Annotated in this window: 14 protein-coding genes; 7 read left to right on the forward strand and 7 right to left on the reverse strand. The window is 65.5% G+C overall.

What is annotated here, in order from left to right; genetic code table 11:
• On the reverse strand, positions 1–737 hold a 737-nt coding region (locus tag AC1D3B_RS35655; protein WP_478195381.1), incomplete at its 3' end, for a 4-hydroxyphenylpyruvate dioxygenase family protein.
• A 207-nt stretch (positions 738–944) separates the two neighbouring features.
• Here AC1D3B_RS35655 and lplT point away from each other — a divergent pair.
• Positions 945–2213, forward strand: a complete 1269-nt coding sequence (gene lplT, locus AC1D3B_RS35660) for a lysophospholipid transporter LplT (RefSeq protein WP_478195382.1) — start codon at positions 945–947, stop codon at positions 2211–2213.
• A gap of 21 nt (positions 2214–2234) precedes the next feature.
• Here the strand turns inward: lplT and AC1D3B_RS35665 are convergent, their stop codons facing one another.
• The gene (locus AC1D3B_RS35665; protein WP_478195383.1) at positions 2235–3479 is read right to left on the reverse strand and encodes a glycosyltransferase family 4 protein; all 1245 of its coding nucleotides are present in this window, start codon (positions 3477–3479) and stop codon (positions 2235–2237) included.
• Between the two features lie 148 nt (positions 3480–3627).
• Between AC1D3B_RS35665 and AC1D3B_RS35670 the strand changes: the two genes are divergently transcribed.
• Complete coding sequence (locus AC1D3B_RS35670; RefSeq protein WP_478195384.1) at positions 3628–4239, forward strand: hypothetical protein; 612 nt, start codon at positions 3628–3630, stop codon at positions 4237–4239.
• Between the two features lie 18 nt (positions 4240–4257).
• Here AC1D3B_RS35670 and AC1D3B_RS35675 read toward each other — a convergent pair whose 3' ends face one another.
• Complete coding sequence (locus tag AC1D3B_RS35675) at positions 4258–5913, reverse strand: aminotransferase class III-fold pyridoxal phosphate-dependent enzyme (protein ID WP_478195385.1); 1656 nt, start codon at positions 5911–5913, stop codon at positions 4258–4260.
• On the opposite strand from AC1D3B_RS35675, the gene asd reads away from it, so the two are divergent.
• On the forward strand, positions 5912–6874 hold the full coding sequence (gene asd / locus AC1D3B_RS35680) for an archaetidylserine decarboxylase (RefSeq protein WP_478195386.1): 963 nt from the start codon (positions 5912–5914) through the stop codon (positions 6872–6874). The two genes, AC1D3B_RS35675 and asd, sit on opposite strands and share 2 nt — an antisense overlap.
• A gap of 9 nt (positions 6875–6883) precedes the next feature.
• On the opposite strand, the gene AC1D3B_RS35685 is transcribed toward asd, so the two are convergent.
• The gene (locus AC1D3B_RS35685) at positions 6884–7921 is read right to left on the reverse strand and encodes a helix-turn-helix domain-containing protein (RefSeq protein WP_478195387.1); all 1038 of its coding nucleotides are present in this window, start codon (positions 7919–7921) and stop codon (positions 6884–6886) included.
• A gap of 175 nt (positions 7922–8096) precedes the next feature.
• On the opposite strand from AC1D3B_RS35685, the gene AC1D3B_RS35690 reads away from it, so the two are divergent.
• Positions 8097–8567, forward strand: coding sequence for a 2,4'-dihydroxyacetophenone dioxygenase family protein (locus tag AC1D3B_RS35690; RefSeq protein WP_478195388.1), 471 nt, complete (start codon positions 8097–8099; stop codon positions 8565–8567).
• A 182-nt stretch (positions 8568–8749) separates the two neighbouring features.
• On the opposite strand, the gene AC1D3B_RS35695 is transcribed toward AC1D3B_RS35690, so the two are convergent.
• A complete protein-coding gene (locus AC1D3B_RS35695; protein WP_478195389.1) occupies positions 8750–11125 on the reverse strand; it encodes an arylsulfatase in 2376 nt (791 codons plus the stop codon).
• Positions 11126–11481: 356 nt separating this feature from the next.
• Between AC1D3B_RS35695 and AC1D3B_RS35700 the strand changes: the two genes are divergently transcribed.
• Positions 11482–11865 carry a hypothetical protein gene (locus AC1D3B_RS35700; RefSeq protein ID WP_478195390.1) on the forward strand — a complete coding sequence of 128 codons (384 nt, stop codon included), beginning with the start codon at positions 11482–11484 and terminating at the stop codon, positions 11863–11865.
• A gap of 357 nt (positions 11866–12222) precedes the next feature.
• On the opposite strand, the gene AC1D3B_RS35705 is transcribed toward AC1D3B_RS35700, so the two are convergent.
• Complete coding sequence (locus AC1D3B_RS35705) at positions 12223–12861, reverse strand: lipid-binding SYLF domain-containing protein (protein ID WP_478195391.1); 639 nt, start codon at positions 12859–12861, stop codon at positions 12223–12225.
• Positions 12862–13097: 236 nt separating this feature from the next.
• Here AC1D3B_RS35705 and AC1D3B_RS35710 point away from each other — a divergent pair, with 236 nt between their 5' ends.
• Both AC1D3B_RS35710 and AC1D3B_RS35715 read left to right on the forward strand, forming a co-directional pair.
• Positions 13098–13517, forward strand: coding sequence for a CBS domain-containing protein (locus AC1D3B_RS35710; protein ID WP_478195392.1), 420 nt, complete (start codon positions 13098–13100; stop codon positions 13515–13517).
• 227 nt (positions 13518–13744) lie between these two features.
• Positions 13745–15139, forward strand: a complete 1395-nt coding sequence (locus AC1D3B_RS35715) for an APC family permease (RefSeq protein ID WP_478195393.1) — start codon at positions 13745–13747, stop codon at positions 15137–15139.
• Between the two features lie 53 nt (positions 15140–15192).
• Here AC1D3B_RS35715 and AC1D3B_RS35720 read toward each other — a convergent pair.
• The coding region (locus AC1D3B_RS35720; RefSeq protein ID WP_478195394.1) for a hypothetical protein at positions 15193–15516 on the reverse strand (324 nt) is incomplete at its 5' end.

Consider the following 15516-nt stretch of genomic DNA (forward strand, 5'->3'; position numbering starts at 1 on the left):
CTGAGCAGTGCGATGTGCTGGATGCCCTCGCCATTGAACTTCATCAGATACTCTTCGATCTGGCCGGAGCCCTTCTTCGACTCCTCGTTCAGCGGGATGCGGATCTTGCCGTCCGGCGCGGTCAGCGCCTTGGACGTGAGGCCGGTGTATTCGCCCTGGATGTCGAAGTAGCGAATCTCGCGGAAGTTGAACAGCTTCTCGTAGTAGTTGGCCCAGAACGCCATGCGGCCGCGATAGACGTTGTGGGTCAGGTGGTCGATCACCTTCAGTCCATGGCCGGCCGGATGGCGATCGACACCTTCGACGAATTCGAAGTCGATGTCGTAGATCGACTTGCCGTCCTCGAATCGATCGATCAGGTAGAGCGGTGCACCGCCGATCCCCTTGATGGCCGGCAGCCGCAGTTCCATCGGACCGGTTGCGATCTCGATCGGTTGGGCGCCGAGTTCGAGTGCCCGTGCATAGGCCTTGTGCGAATCCCTGACGCGAAACGCCATCCCGCAGGCCGAGGGGCCGTGCTCGGCGGCGAAGTAGGCCGCCGGGCTGTGGGGCTCGCGATTGACGATGAAGTTGATGTCGCCCTGGCGATAGAGCACTACGTCCTTCGAGCGGTGCTTTGCCACCAGCTCGAACCCGAGTTTCTCGAAGAAGGGCTCCAGCGTGTCGGGCGTGGGAGAGGCGAATTCGACGAACTCGAAGCCCATCAGGCCCATCGGGTTTTCAAACAGATCGGACATGGCTGGCACCTTGGAAGTGGATGGGAAGCGGGTCGGCACGCGTGGACCCGGCGTCGTGGGCCGAGGCACGCCCCGCGTAGTGTGCAGCGCTGTCCCTCAACCGCGCAATGTCTTCGTAAGGCAATGCCAGTTTCACGCAGGCGTCATGACGCCGGGCGACCATCGGCGCCCATGCATGACGACATGGCGCCGGGCCGCACCCGCTGAATGCCGCGAGGCTTCTACTTGCTGATCGCAGGCCAGGCGCTCTCCGCGCTGGCGGACAACGCGCTGTTGATCGTCGCCATCGGCTTGCTGCAGGAGCGCGGCTCGCCGCTGTGGTGGGCGCCGTTGCTCAAGTTCTCCTTCACGCTGTCCTATGTGTTGCTGGCGCCAGCCATCGGGCCGCTGGCCGACGCGATGCCCAAGGCCCGGCTCATGACGGCGATGAACGTGGTCAAGCTGCTCGGCGTCGTGCTGCTCATGGTGGGCGTCAACCCGTTGGTGGCTTTTGCGGTCGTGGGTTTCGGCGCCGCCTCCTATGCGCCGGCCAAGTACGGACTGGTCACTGAAATGGTGGGGCCGCGCAACCTGGTGGCGGCCAATGGCTGGATCGAGGTCTCGGTGGTCTGCGCTGCGCTGCTGGGCACGGTGCTGGGCGGACTGCTGGTGGCGGACGTGTTGCGTGCCTCGGCGGCCGGCGTGGCGCTGCGCCAGTGGCTGGCCCCGTTGGCCAACAGCAGCCTGGAGCTGTCGATGGCCGTCTTGCTGGGGGCGTACCTGTTGGCGGCCTTCATGAACGCGCGGGTGCCCGACAGCGGCGCGCGCTATGCGCCGACCCGGCTGCGCGCGCTGGCCCTGTTGCACGAGTTCCGTGCCGCCGCCCGCACGCTGTGGCGCGACCGCGATGGTGGGCTGTCACTGGCCGTCACCAGCATCTTCTGGGGCGTGGGGGCGACCTTGCAGTTCGCGGTTCTCAAATGGGCCACCGACATCCTGGGTCTCACGCTGGAGCGAGCCGCCTACCTGCAGGTGGCGGTGGCGTTGGGGGTCGTCGCGGGCGCCGGACTGGCCGGACGGCACGTGGCCCTGGGCCATGCCAAGCGGGTGCTGCCAGCCGGCGTGTTGCTGGGCCTGTGCATGCCGCTGGTGGCCTCTGCCGATTCGCTCTGGCTGGCCGTTCCGTTGCTCGCACTGGTCGGTGCGGTGGGCGGTGTCCTGGTGGTGCCGCTCAATGCGCTGCTGCAGCACCGCGGCTACACCTTGCTGAGCGCCGGTCGTTCGATCGCGGTGCAAGGCTTCAACGAGAACCTCAGCGTCCTGATGATGCTGGCCGGCTATGCCGCGCTGATCGCGCTGGACGTGCCGATCGTGCCGCTGATGTGGGGCCTGGGGTTGCTGGTGGCGGCCGCCATCGCGCTCCTGATCTGGCGCGAGTACGGCATCGAACGCCGGCTCGGTCCGAGCCCGGACAGCCAGCTCACGACCTTGCAATGACCTGGGGCGAGGCGATCCTTTTCAGGCCGCGCCGGCCATGGACCGGCCGCGCGCATCGTCCGCACGTGGCGCCTCGACGGTCGCCAGGGTGGCGTAGAGCACCTGCTCGACCTGCGTGACGATGCGATCCCACCCGACCTCGCGTGTGCTCTCGCGCGCGCGCTGACCCATGCGCCGGGCAGTGTCGGGTCCGCCGGCCACCAGCTCGCGTGCCAGCCGCACGAACGCCTCCTCGTCGCCCAGGGGAGCCAGCAGGCCGTTGCTGCCGCTGAGGATCATCTGGCCAGCGCTCGCGTGGTCATAGGCCAGCACGGCGAGACCACTCGCCATGGCCTCCAGGGTGACGTTGCCGAAGGTCTCGGTCATGCTGGGAAACACGAACAGGTCGCTGGAGGCGTAGTAGGTGCCCAGCTCTTCGCCGCGGCGCGTGCCGGCAAAGATGGCGTCCGGCACCAGGGCGGCCAGTTGCTGCGCTGCCGGGCCTTCGCCCACCACCACCAGGCGCGTGTCCGGGTTCTGCTGCCGCATCGCGAGGAAGGCATTGCCCAGTGCGTCCAGGTTCTTCTCGGTCGCCAGGCGGCCGACGAACAGAGCCACCGGCGTTTCGGGCGCGACGCCCCATTGCGAGCGCAGTGCCTCGCTGCGCCGCACCGGGCTGAACTGCTCGGTGTCGACCCCGCGCGTGACCAGCACCAGGCGCTCGAAGCCGTGATCGCGCAAGTGCTGGCGCAGGCTCTCGCTGGGCACCATCGTGAAAGCCGTGCGGTTGTGGAACTTGCGCAGGTAGCTCATGATGGGCCGGTACAGCCAGCCGATGCCGTAGTGCCGGCTGTAGACGTGGAAATTGGTGCGGAAGTCGGAGCAAACCGGCAGCTTCAGCTTGCGCGCGACCTGCAACGCCGACCAACCCAGCGGCCCCTCGGTGGCGATGTAGACCAGGTCCGGGCGCTGGCGACTCCATAGCCGGGCCAGCGCCTTGTTGGCCGGCATGCCCATCTTCATCTCGGGGTAGCGCGGGATCGGCACACCGCGCACCAGGATCTCGTCCAGGCGGTCCACGCGCCTGGCCAGGTCGCCGTCCGCCTGGCGCGGTCGGACCAGCTGGATATCGTGCTGCAGCGCGCGCAGGCCCTCCACCACGCGTTGCAGCGTGAGGGCGACGCCGTTGACTTCAGGCGGATAGGTCTCGGTGACCAACGCGATGCGTAGCGAGCGCCGGATGGGCGGCATGTGCTCGACCACGATAGGACCCAGCGATGAGCTCATGGCCGGGATGCTGGAGGCCAATTGCAACAGCGCGATGACGGTTCATGCATCGTCACCAAGAATTCACGTGCGCCGGTCACGATGCCGTCACGCGCAGCGCAATCCCGGGGTCCCGGAGCCGCGTCCACTTCAGGTCAAAGGAGAGCCCGTGAACGACTTTTTGCGCACCCTGCAGATCCAGCGCTGGGATGACCATCGCTACTACCACCACAGTCGCATCAACCAGTCGCTGCATCTGGTGAGCGCGATCAGCTTCGTGATCGCCTACGTGCTGCTGTTCATCGATCCGGTGGTGGCGGCGCTGCTCGGCTGGGGCGTGTCGATGACCAGCCGCCAGGCCGGGCATTTCTTCTTCGAGCCCAAGGGCTACGACGAGGTCAACCAGGCCACGCACGAACACAAGGAAGAGATCAAGGTGGGCTACAACCTCCAGCGCAAGATGGTGCTGATGGCGCTGTGGGCCGCGGCGCCGGTGGTGCTGTGGTGGGACCGCACCCTGTTCGGCCTGATGGAGCCCACCAGCGGCTTCGAAGGCTTCGTGCGCCAGGTGGGGCTGGCCTGGCTGGTGCTGGGAGCGGGTGGCCTGCTGTTCCGCACCTTCCACCTGTTCCTGCTGCAGGATGTGAAGACCGGCCTCGCATGGATGGTCAAGATCCTCACCGACCCGTTTCACGACATCAAGCTCTATCACCGGGCACCGCTGCACCTGCTTCGCGGCGAGCTGATCGACCCCATGGGCGGGGCCGAGCGGCACGCCTGAGTGCGCTCACAGGCCCACTCACAGGCCGAACCGCTGCGCGAGCATCTCGCGCAGGATGCCGCGCTTGATCGCCTTGTTGGTCAGCGCGGCGTCGTGCCACCACCAGCCGTCCTGGTGCATGGCGCGGGCCGCTGCCACGAAGCGCCGCGCGACCTGCTCGAAGTCGGCGTCGCTGTAGTTGAGGCTGAAGATCAGCCGGCCGCTGCCCACCCAGCTCAGGGCCAGTCCCTGGGCGCGCAGGTAGTACTGCAGGAGCCAGTTGTAGCGCGCGGGCACGGTGTACAGAACGGTCCAGATCGACGACAGGTTGGCCACGCGCACCGGCATGCCGGCCTGCGCGAGCCGTTCGTTGAGATCGCGTGCCCGGGCGTTCCAGAGTTCGTCCAGGTCGTCGTAGAGCCCGCGCACCTGCGGCGTCTCCATGCGCCGCAGGAAGGCGTTCATCGCGCCCATCACATAGGGGTGGGCGTTGAAGGTGCCGCGCGCAAAGCAGATGTCGGCCGGTCGTTCCTCGCGGTAGCGCTTCATCAGCGCGGCGCGGCCGCACACCACGCCGACCGGCAGGCCGCCGCCGAGCGTCTTGCCATAGGTCACCATGTCGGCCTGCACGCCGAAGTACTCCCGTGCGCCGCCGCGTGCGAGCCGGAAGCCGACGAAGATCTCATCGAGGATCAGCACGATGCCGCGCTCGGTGCACACGCGGCGCAGTTCGTGCAGCCATTCCGTATAGGCGACGCGGTCGAAGCCCGCGCTCCGGCTGCTGTCGATCAGCGACGAATCCCCCGGCGCACCCGCGTTGGGATGCAGCGCCTGCAGCGGGTTCACCAGCACGCAGGCGATGTCCTTGCGCTTGCGCAGGACGCGCAGCGAGCGCTCGTCCATCTCGCGCAGGGTGTAGGTCTCGTGCGGCGGCAGCGGGTTGCCCACGCCCGGCTGCACGTCCTCCCACCACCCGTGGTAGGCGCCGGAGAAGCGCACGAGATGCGAGCGCCGGGTGTGATAGCGCGCCAGCCGCACAGCCTGCATCACGGCCTCTGTGCCCGACATGTGGAAGGACACCTCGTCCAGGCCCGAGATCGCGCGCAGCCGCTGCACGTTCTCGAGCACGCAGGGGTGGTAGGCGCCGAGCACCGGACCGAGCGGCTCGGCAAGCCGGCTGCCCTCCGCGATGCATTCCCGGTAGAAGTCGACGCCCAGCAGGTTCACGCCATAGGACCCGGTGAGATCGTAGAAGTCCTGTCCGTCCAGGTCCTGCACGGTGACGCCACTGGCCGACTGCACGAAGGCGCCTACCGGCAGGTGTTCGCGCACATGCGGGCTGTACTGGAACGGGACCCGGTAGCTGCTGGTGAACTGCAGGTCGGACAGGGCAGGACGCGCCTGCCGCGTGGCCGCGATCGACAGCGCATGGCGCGTGCGCAGCAAGTGCGACAGCGCCTCGAAGCCGGCCCGGCGCCGGGCCACCACCTCGTCCGGCGCACCGTCGGAATCGAAGAAGCGCTGGTCGTCGTAGGCATAGCCGGGCAACTGCGCCGCCACCCGCTTGGCCATGCGCGAGTGGCCGGTCAGGGACGGGTGCTTGGCCCGCGAAAGCTCGAGCCGGCGCCAGGCCGGGAGCGCGGTGGCAGCGAGCACGGCGAGCGCGACGGACGACAGGAGAAAGGATGGGTTCATGAACTCTTTTCTGCAACGAATGGGCAACACCTCCGGTCTATCCCAACTTCTTGACGCGCTCATGAAAGCACTCCGACAAGCACGCGATTCCTTCCTTCAGCAAGAGGACCTGAACTTCCTGTTGACCAACCGGGTGCCGCGCATCGCGCTGACCCGCTTCATGGGCTGGTTCAGCAAGATCCGCAACCCGCTGGTGCGCCAAGTCTCGATCGGCGTCTGGCGCCTGTTCACCGAACTCGACCTGAGCGAAGCGAAGAAGACACGCTTTGCCAGCATGCACGACTGCTTCACGCGCGAGTTGAAGGAGGGCGTGCGCCCCATCGACGCCAGGAGCGACGTGCTCGCGAGCCCTTGCGATGCCATTGTTGGCGCCTGCGGGGCGGTGGCCGGCGTCGAAGTGTTCCAGGCCAAGGGCTTTCCGTATTCGATGGTCGAGCTGTTCGGCGACGCGCAGGAGGCGGAACGCTTTCGCGATGGCAGCTTCGTCACGCTGCGGCTGACCTCGAGCATGTACCACCGCTTCCACGCGCCGCACGACTGCACCGTGGAGCGGGTGCGCTATTTCTCGGGCGACACCTGGAACGTCAATCCGATCGCGCTCAAGCGGGTCGAACGGCTGTTCTGCCGCAATGAGCGTGCGGTACTGCATGCGCGCCTGCACGCGGGTGGCCACTACATCGCGCTGGTGCCGGTGGCAGCCATCCTGGTGGCGAGCCTGCGCCTGCATTGCCTCGATGCGCTGCTGCATCTGGGATGGCGCGGCCCGACGCGCATGGGGTGCGATGCCGCCTACCGCAAGGGCCAGGAGATGGGCTGGTTCGAGCACGGCTCGACCATCATCGTGTTCGCGCCCAAGGGCTTTGCGCTGGCAGAGGGCGTCGCCACCGGTATCCGCATCCGCATGGGACAGGCGCTGATGCAATTGCCCGGGGCAAGCGCAGAGGCCGAACGGTCCGGTTGACGGCGGCGCCTAATCCTCCGGCGACGATGACGTATCCGCCTGGAATTCGCTCGGGTTCAGCCCGCAGTGGCGTCGGAAGGCGCGGCTGAAGTTCGCGGCGTCGCTGAAGCCCAACTCCTCGGCCACTCGCGACACGGTGGTGCCGGGCTGCGTCAGGAGTCCGCGCGCGCGTTCGAAGCGCACCTGTTGCGACAAGTCACGGAACCGCAAGTCTTCCTTCTTGAGGTTGCGATCGATGGTCCGCGCCGAGATGTTCATGCGCCGCGCGATGTCGTCCAGCGTGACCTGCTGCCCCTTTGCCTCGCGCAGCAGCATGGTGATGTAGTCGCCCCAGCCCGCCTGGAGGATCGGCCGGCGCTGCAAGGTCTGGAGGCGTGCTTCTACCTGCTCGACCACCGGGGACGCGGCCATTGGCAGCGGTATTTCGAGCAGCCTTGCGTCCATGCGTATCGTGATGCCGGGCAAGGCCCGATCATCGAAATGAAAGCGCGCCGGCAGTAGCTCGAGATAGCGCGCGTGGTGCGGTGGGGGCGACATGCCCATGTAGAAATCGAAGGCGGTCGCTTCCTTGCCCAGCAGCATCCCGAATTGGCTTTGCACGGAGATCGCAATCGCCTCCAGGGCGAAGTGCATGGTACGAAGCGGCATCGCGGTCACCGGGCTGAACACGGCCTCGCCACGCTCCGGCCAGCGTCGGTAGCGCATCGTGAACAGTTCCAGGATGAAGTGGTAATAACGGCTGGACAGCCTCAGCAGGTGATCGAGATCACGGCAGCTCAGCATGCCGTAGCCGAGCTGGTCGTGCGAATTGACCTTGATGAGGCGTCCCAGCTCGAAGCCGAGATCGGTGCGCCCGGTCAGGTGATAGGCGGCGGTGATGAAGGCCTCGATCTCGCCCGGCGCCAGCATGCCGTCCGCGCGTTCGAAGCGTTCGGCATCGAGGCGGGCCAGCGCCAGCAGGCGCGAAGTGTCCACGCCTTGCACTCCCAGCGCACCGAGCAGCAACGCGAAGTACCGCGCCGGCGCCCGCTTGGGTGACACCGTCATGCTTGGCCTCCTCGAGCCTCAGGGTTAGTCCCCATTTGTCGGAAATTGACTGGCAGGTGTCGACAACTGAATCGGCTCGGGAACACATCGTTCCGGATCATCGACATGCCATTCGAAACACCTGACGAGTGGCGATCCTAGCCATATCGGCCACTCCCCACCACTGGAAACAACCATGCTCTACGAAACCATCCACACCGCAGTCATCGACGACGAATCCATCCCCTGGGTTCCGTTCGCACCCTACAGCAACGAGGTCATGCTCAAGTACTTCAAGTGTGACCCGATCCGCGGCGAGACCATCACCCTGCTCAAGGCGCCGGCCGGCGCGCAATTGCCCAGGCATCACCACTCCGGCACGGTCATCGTCTACACGGTCAAGGGCAGCTGGAAGTACCTGGAGCACGACTGGATCGCCGGCCCCGGCAGCGTCGTGTTCGAGACGGCGGGCTCCAGCCACACCCCGCAGGTCGTCGAGAACGGCGGCGAACTGGTCACACTGAACATCGTTGTCGGCGACCTGATTTTCCTGGGCGAGAACGACCAGGTGCTGGCCATCGAGAACTGGAAGTCCGGGGTCGAGCGCTACCTGGCGTACTGCAAGTCGGCCGACATCGAGCCGATCGACATCACGGCCTTCAACTGAGGCGGACCGTCACCATGGGTATCCGAATTCTGCGGGGCTTGTAACCGGGGCGGCCTCCGGCATCGGCGCGCCACCGCAATGGCTTTCGCCAAGGAGGGCGCGGATCTGGTGGTGTGCGATCTGGACGCCGCTCGGGTCGACGTGTCCGACGAGGCCGCCATGCCCTCAGGGGGCGGTGCAGCTCATGATTGTTCCTTGAGGTAGCGGATCACCACGTTGTCGATCTTCCCGTTGAACCTGAAGGGCGCACGCTCGAAGTAGGCGAGCGAAACCGGCGAGTAGCTGTCCATGCCGATGTCGAAGGCGTCGTTAGCGGTGAATGCCAGCGCGGCGGTCACCGGCACGCGGCCCTTGGCCACTTCCTGGCCGTTCACGCGGATGACGACCTCCATCGGCGCGGCACGTCGCTGCTCGGAAAGGCGTGACTCGACCTCGATCTTCACCTTGCCTGTGGGCAGCGGCTCCTTGGTCTCGATGCGCGTGCGCTGCACCTCGAACAGGTTGTACTCGTAGCTGAGCCTGCCCTTGTCAACCCACAGTGCGAGGCCACCGGAGAAGGCACCCAGCGCGTACAGCACGCCGGAGGAATCGGGCTTGAGCTCGACTTCCATGCTCACCACGTTGCTGCGGGCGCCGATCTTCGGCCCGGCGAACTCCGGCACGCCCACCACGTCCTGCGTGTAGTGGAATTCGTTGGCGGGGTTGCGCGGCGCGTATTGAGGCTGGAGGATCGACCACAGGCCGCCGCCGACCGGGAACACGTGGTTCGCCTCGGCCTCCACGTCGAAGGCCTTCTTCATCTCTTCGAGTTTCTTCGGATTCTTCGAGGCCAGGTCGACCGCCTGCGAGTAGTCCGTGCGCAGGTCATAGAGTTCCCACGTGTCCTGTTCCGGCGACCAGGTCGCAATGCTCTTCGGAATGCCTGGCACCCAGGGTGTGCGGGGCCCGAAGGCGGATGCCATCCAGCCGTCCTTGTAGATGGCGCGACTGCCCATGACCTCGAAATACTGGCTCTTCTTGTGCTCCGGCGCCTTCGCATCGGCAAAGGTGTAGCGCATGCTGATGCCGTCCATCGGCTCCTGCGTCACGCCGTCCACCAGCTTGGGCGGCTTGATGCCGGTCACGTCGTAGATCGTCGGCACGATGTCGTTGACATGGTGGAACTGCGTGCGCACGGTCGCGTCCGGATGGATGGCCTTCGGCCAGGACACGGCCAGCGGCGTGCGCGTGCCGCCGAAATGCGAAGCCACCAGCTTGGTCGCCTGGTGCGGCGTGCTGCCGGCCCAGGCCCAGCCGGCGTGGTACATGTTGTCGGTCTTGTTGCTGCCCAGCACGTCGAGCCCGCCCAGTTCGTTCATGGTGCGGATGTGGTCCTTGACGAGCGTCGGGATGCCGTTCTGCGCCAGCAGCTCGCTGATGGTGCCGTTCTGGCCTTCGGCTGACGAGCCGTTGTCACCCAGCACGTAGAAGATCAACGTGTTGTCGCGAATGCCGAGGCGCTCGAGTTCGTCGATGAGGCGCCCTGCCTGCGTGTCGGCGTGCTCCGTCATGCCGGCGAACACCTCCATCAGCCGCCGCTGGAACGGCTTCTCGTGCTCGGGGATGTCTTCCCACGCCGGCAGCGTCGCGGGGCGGGGCGTGAGCTGGGTGTTCGGCGGAATCCAGCCCAGTTCCTTCTGTTTGGCGAAGACGCGTTCGCGCATCACGTCCCAGCCCTCGTCGAATTTGCCTTTGTACTTGTCGGCCCACTCCTTGAAGATGTGGTGCGGCCCATGCGACGCGCCGGGCGCCCAGTACATGAAGAAGGGCGAACCGGGGTCGATCGCCTGATGCTGGCGGATCCAGGTCACCGCCTTGTCCGCCATGTCCGTGGTGAAGTGATAGCCCTCGCGGTGCGGCGCCGGGATGCGCACGGTGTTCTCGACCACGGCCGGCTCCCACTGCGAGGACTCGCCCGCCAGGAAGCCGTAGAAATAGTCGAAGCCCACGAGGCGACCGGTCGGCCAGAGATCGAAGGGGCCCTGCTGGGTGGTCTCTTCGGCCGGCGTGTTGTGCCATTTGCCGAAGGCGGCCGTCTTGTAGCCGTAGTAGCCCATCACCTTCGCGGCCGATGCGGCCGTCGGCGGGAGGCGGCCCGAGTAGCCATCCCAGTCGTTCGCCAGTTCCGCGATCTGGCCGAAGCCCACGCGGTGCTGGTTGCGACCGGTGAGCAGCGCCGCGCGCGTGGGCGAGCACATGGCGGCGTTGTGGAACCGGTTGTATGAGATGCCGCTCTGCGCGACGCGCGACAGCGTCGGCGTATGGATGTCGCCGCCGTAGGTATCGGCCAGGGCCGGCCCGACGTCGTCCAGCATGATGATCAACACGTTGGGCGCGTCCTTTGGCAGCCGCTGGGGCTGGGGTAGCGGCTTGTAGACCGATGCCTGGGTCGTGGGCCCGGCAATGCTTCCCGACTTCTTCGGCGGGAAGGGCAGGCTGTCCTGCGCCTGCGCGGCGGCCATGCCGGTGGCAAGCGCCAGGGCGACGATGGATGCGATCGTTCGTTTCTTCTCGGACATGGCTTGTTCCAATGGTGCGGAGTGGTGGATGTGGCTTAGGTTCGCGAAGCTGCGCGGGCTTCGCATGCCACGCCTGATGATGAAAAAACGAGTCAATCCCCACCAAATCCGTTGTCGACACTTCCCTGTCAATTTCCGACAAATACGGGCTTACCCTGAGGGCTGCGGGGCCAAACTTTGACGGCGGCGCGCGCAAGTCGTTGATTCCATGAGGAATCGGCCCGCCGCGGTGCCTTAACGCCGCCAGAATAGTGAGCAGGGCGGGGCGGAGAAGGGCGGGTCGAGGCCCACACAAATATTGGCAGGATGCACAGGGCGGCCTACATTGGTCTTTCACTTACCATGAGGATCGAAACATGCCCATTCGCATCGCATCGCTGACCCACCGCATCGCGAAAAACGGCGCGATGCTTCACAAGGCGACGATGGACCGCGTCCACTCGCTGGGAGTAGACCATGAGCCGTCCGAAGCCGAACAGACACTGGCCGAGGAGCGCCGCCTGCTCAAGGAGGAGCGCGCGAAGCGACAAACGCAAGCTCAGCAACCGAGGGCGAAGGCAATCGACAAGCTGGTGAGGACGCACCACCCCCAGGCCAAAGAGAAGCCCAAGGAAAAAAAGCAGCCCAAAGTGGCCAAGGCCGGAAAGGCCCACAGGATCTCGCGTGGAGAAAAGCACGCCGCGCAGGCAGCGGCCTTGCAGGCCGCGAGCAGGGCGCCGAAGAAGACAGCGAAGACCTGAGCAGACTCTATGGGAGGCGCTGCAGGGCAAGCGGCTGCAAGAAAGCGGCGGGCTGCGTAACTCTCAATGCCGGACTTGACCATCGCGGAGCCGGCCAAAGCCAGGGAGCGGTCCCGTCTCTCGACGATGACTTTGCGGACAGGTTTTGGCCGTCCTCAGCATCTCACAGCCAGCGCCGCACCGACTGCTGGTAGGCGGCGTACTCGGTCCCAAACAGCGAGGACAGCGCGTGCTCCTCGCTGACGATTTGGAACCGGTGGATGTAGAGGACGAAAAGCGGCAACAAGGCAGCGCGAGAGGGTCCCACAGAACCACCGCGCCGTGTATCACCCGCTGACGGCGCAATTCATGCCGCCCCTAGTTCAGTTCCTTGTCCTTCCAGACCTTCGAGCCTCCTAGGGCGACTCCCGCCTGAAGGCCGGCTTTGGTCAGCACATACGCATTGCCACCTGTGAAGGCAATGGCACCCGCCTTGACATTCGCATCGTCCTTGCCGGTGCCTGCGCCGGCGCCCGCGCCGACAGAGGCATCCCAGCCTTTGTCGATGAAATCGGCCAGCGACTTGGCGTCCTTGAAAATGAAGAGATAGCGTGTATCGGACGCCCCGATCTGCAGGCCCGCACTCGCCTGCGCGATGGACATATAAGTGTCCTTCTTGGATTTGCTGTCGTGCGCTATGCCCTTGCCGCCTGCGCCGCCAAGGCCGAAGCTCAAACCGTAGGTAGTGAACACAGCGTAGCCGGCCGCCTTGCTTACCGCGTTCTTGATCTCGGGGTCGGACTTGTAGAAGTCCTGGAGTGCCTGCATGGCCTTCGCCTTGACCTCGGCCTGCTGTGCGGCCTTGTCCTGCGCATATGCGCCGCCGGCCAGCAACGAGGTCAACGCTGCACTGATGATGAGTAACTTGCGACGTTTCACAGCATTCTCCTTTTCAGGTGGCGTGAGGCCCCAAGCTTCTCGGGCATGGTGGTCTCCCACAGGTGGAAATTCGGGCATGTCTCAGTGAACCCGTCGAGCTGCGAGCAGTCTGTAGGGTGACGCACCCCAGCAGTGTAGGTAGGCTCCGGCCTCCGGAGCCTGGACCTAGCGAAGAAGGCGATCACGTCGTTCGTGGACGGCGTCCTACAGGGGGCGAGGCGGCAAGTGCTTACACAATGTTGTGGGCGCGCATGGACACGCCAGGACCAGTTGGGCATTGCCGCATGGCCTTCCGGACCTACAAGGAGCTTTTCATGCACTTAGTCAAGGATGTGATGAGCCGGAGCGTACAAGTGATCAGTCCGGACGCGACGGTTGCCGAGGCCGCGCGACGTATGCGCGACGGCAACTTCGGCATGATGGCGGTTGGCGAGAACGATCGGATGATCGGCTCCATTTCTGACCGCGATATTGCCGTGCGAGCCGTGGCCGACGGTCGTGGTGGCGACACCAAAGTACGCGATGTGATGTCCGATGGCATCCGGTGGACGTATGAAGACGAGCCGATCAAGCACGCTGTGGCCATCATGAGCGAGCATCAGATCAGGCGGCTGCTCATCGTGAATCGCGACAAGCGTTTGGTGGGCATCGTGGCGCTGGCCGATCTTGCAGTCAAGGAACCCAAGAGGGCTCCCGCGGCCGAAGCGCCGTGCGAAATCTCGGAACCGGCCTGAACACACGTGTCGTTTAACCCTGGCACCGCAGTCGCCAAGCTTGAGGACGGGGTACTGCGCCTCACGCTGCCCAAGTGGCAGGGGAGCACCAGCCGTACGCTGAAGATCGAGTAGCTGCAGCCCCTCGGTCTGCTCGCCGAGCGCGGGAGCCGCGCTGGTGTCTGGGCAGGGCCTTATGTCGGTTCGTCACGTTGCAAAGGCGGCGCGCCCGACTTAAAACCGGACCCATGCACGAGTCCGCGAAACTGCAAGCCAACTCGCTTGGCATGACCGAGTCGGTCATCATGGGTGTCGCCGGCACAGCGCCGGCCTACAGCATCGAGATCACCACATCGACGATCATCGCGACCGCGGGCGTACTGTCGCCGGCGAGTGTGCTGGCGTGCGGGCTCATCATGTTCGGGGTCGCGTTCGCGTTCATCCAGATGAACCGCGCGCTGGCCAGCGCAGGCACTTGCTACACCTGGGTCGGCATGGTTTTCGGCCGGACGCTGGGCTTCTTCGCCGGGTGGGCGCTGCTGGTGCTGTGCTGCGTGTTCATGGTGTCGGCAATGATTCCGGCCGCCAACGCGACGCTGCTGATCTTCGCTCCCGCGCTGATGAACAACGTCCATTGGGTCACTTTGCTCGCGGCGCTGTGGCTCACCGCAGTGAGCGCGGTTGTTGTCAAAGGCATCAAGCTCACCAGCTATGTGCAGGTGGCGATGACGATGATCGAGGCCGTGATCCTGCTGGCAATCATCGTCGCGGCGTTCGTCGTCTTTCCGAAGGCGCCGTCGCACCCGTTCTCGTGGCGCTGGTTCTCGCCGCTGGAGTTCTCGCCCAAGCTCTTTGCCAACGGCGCCCTGGTGGCGATCTTCTTCTACTACGGCTGGGACGTGACGCTCAACCTTAGTGAGGAGACCAAGGACCCGAACCGCACCCCGGGCCGCGCGGCGTTCTGGGCGATGGTGTTCCTGATGGCGTTCTTCCTGGTGTTCATCACGATCACGCTGCTGGGCCTCAGCGACGCCGAGATCCAGCACTTCAACACCAATATCATCTTCGCGATCGCCGAGAAGCTGTTCGGCAAGACCTGGGGCTACGTTGCGATCATCGCAGTGCTGCTGAGCACGGTGGGGACGGTGGAGACGCAGATGCTGCAGTTCACGCGCACGCTGTTTGCCAAGGCCCGCGACGGTGCTCTGCACCCGCGTTACTCGCGCCTGCATCGCCGCTGGCACACGCCGCACATCGCGATCTTGATCATCTGGGCGGCCGGGCTGGTTCTGCTGTTTGTGTCCTCGTACCTGCCTACGATCAACGTGATTCTGCAGGACTCGATCACCGCGATCGGCTTCCAGATCTGTTTCTACCTCGGCCTCACGGGCCTGGCCTGCGCCTGGCACTTCCGCGCGCTGGCCGCCGCCGGCGGGGCCGCCATCACCCACGTGTGGTGGCCGGCGGCCAGCGGCGTCTTCCTGTTCTTCATTGCGCTGTACAGCATACCCACGTTCGATGCGGTGACTAACGTCGTGGGCATGGGAGGCATCGCAATCGGGATCGTGCCACTGGTGTTGAATCGGCGGCGCATGGCGGCGCGCATGGCGCCGACGCTCCCACGATGTCCACCGAACGTTTGAGCGCTCGCTGAGTGACTGTGAGGCAGTACGGTTGCGGGAAGTCTGGACGAACACTAACTGAATACAACCAGCTTGGCGCATCGGGCCTCGTGTCGGAATCGGCAGGGCGCATGATCGGCTTCCGAGGCAGTTGGAGAGAATGCAAACGATCCGCTGCATTCAAGTTGCTTCGCATCAGCGGCCGGGTCCGCCGCCGCCAGGCCCACCGCCACCGCCGGGGCCACCACCGCCGGGGCCACCACCGCCAGGGCCACCACCGCCGGGGCCACCACCGCCGGGGCCACCACCGCCAGGGCCACCACCGCCGGGGCCACCACCGCCAGGGCCACCACCGCCAGGGCCACCACCGCCGCCAGGGCCGCCACCCGCGCCAGGGC

The organism is Variovorax sp. P5_A3 (genome assembly GCF_056400665.1).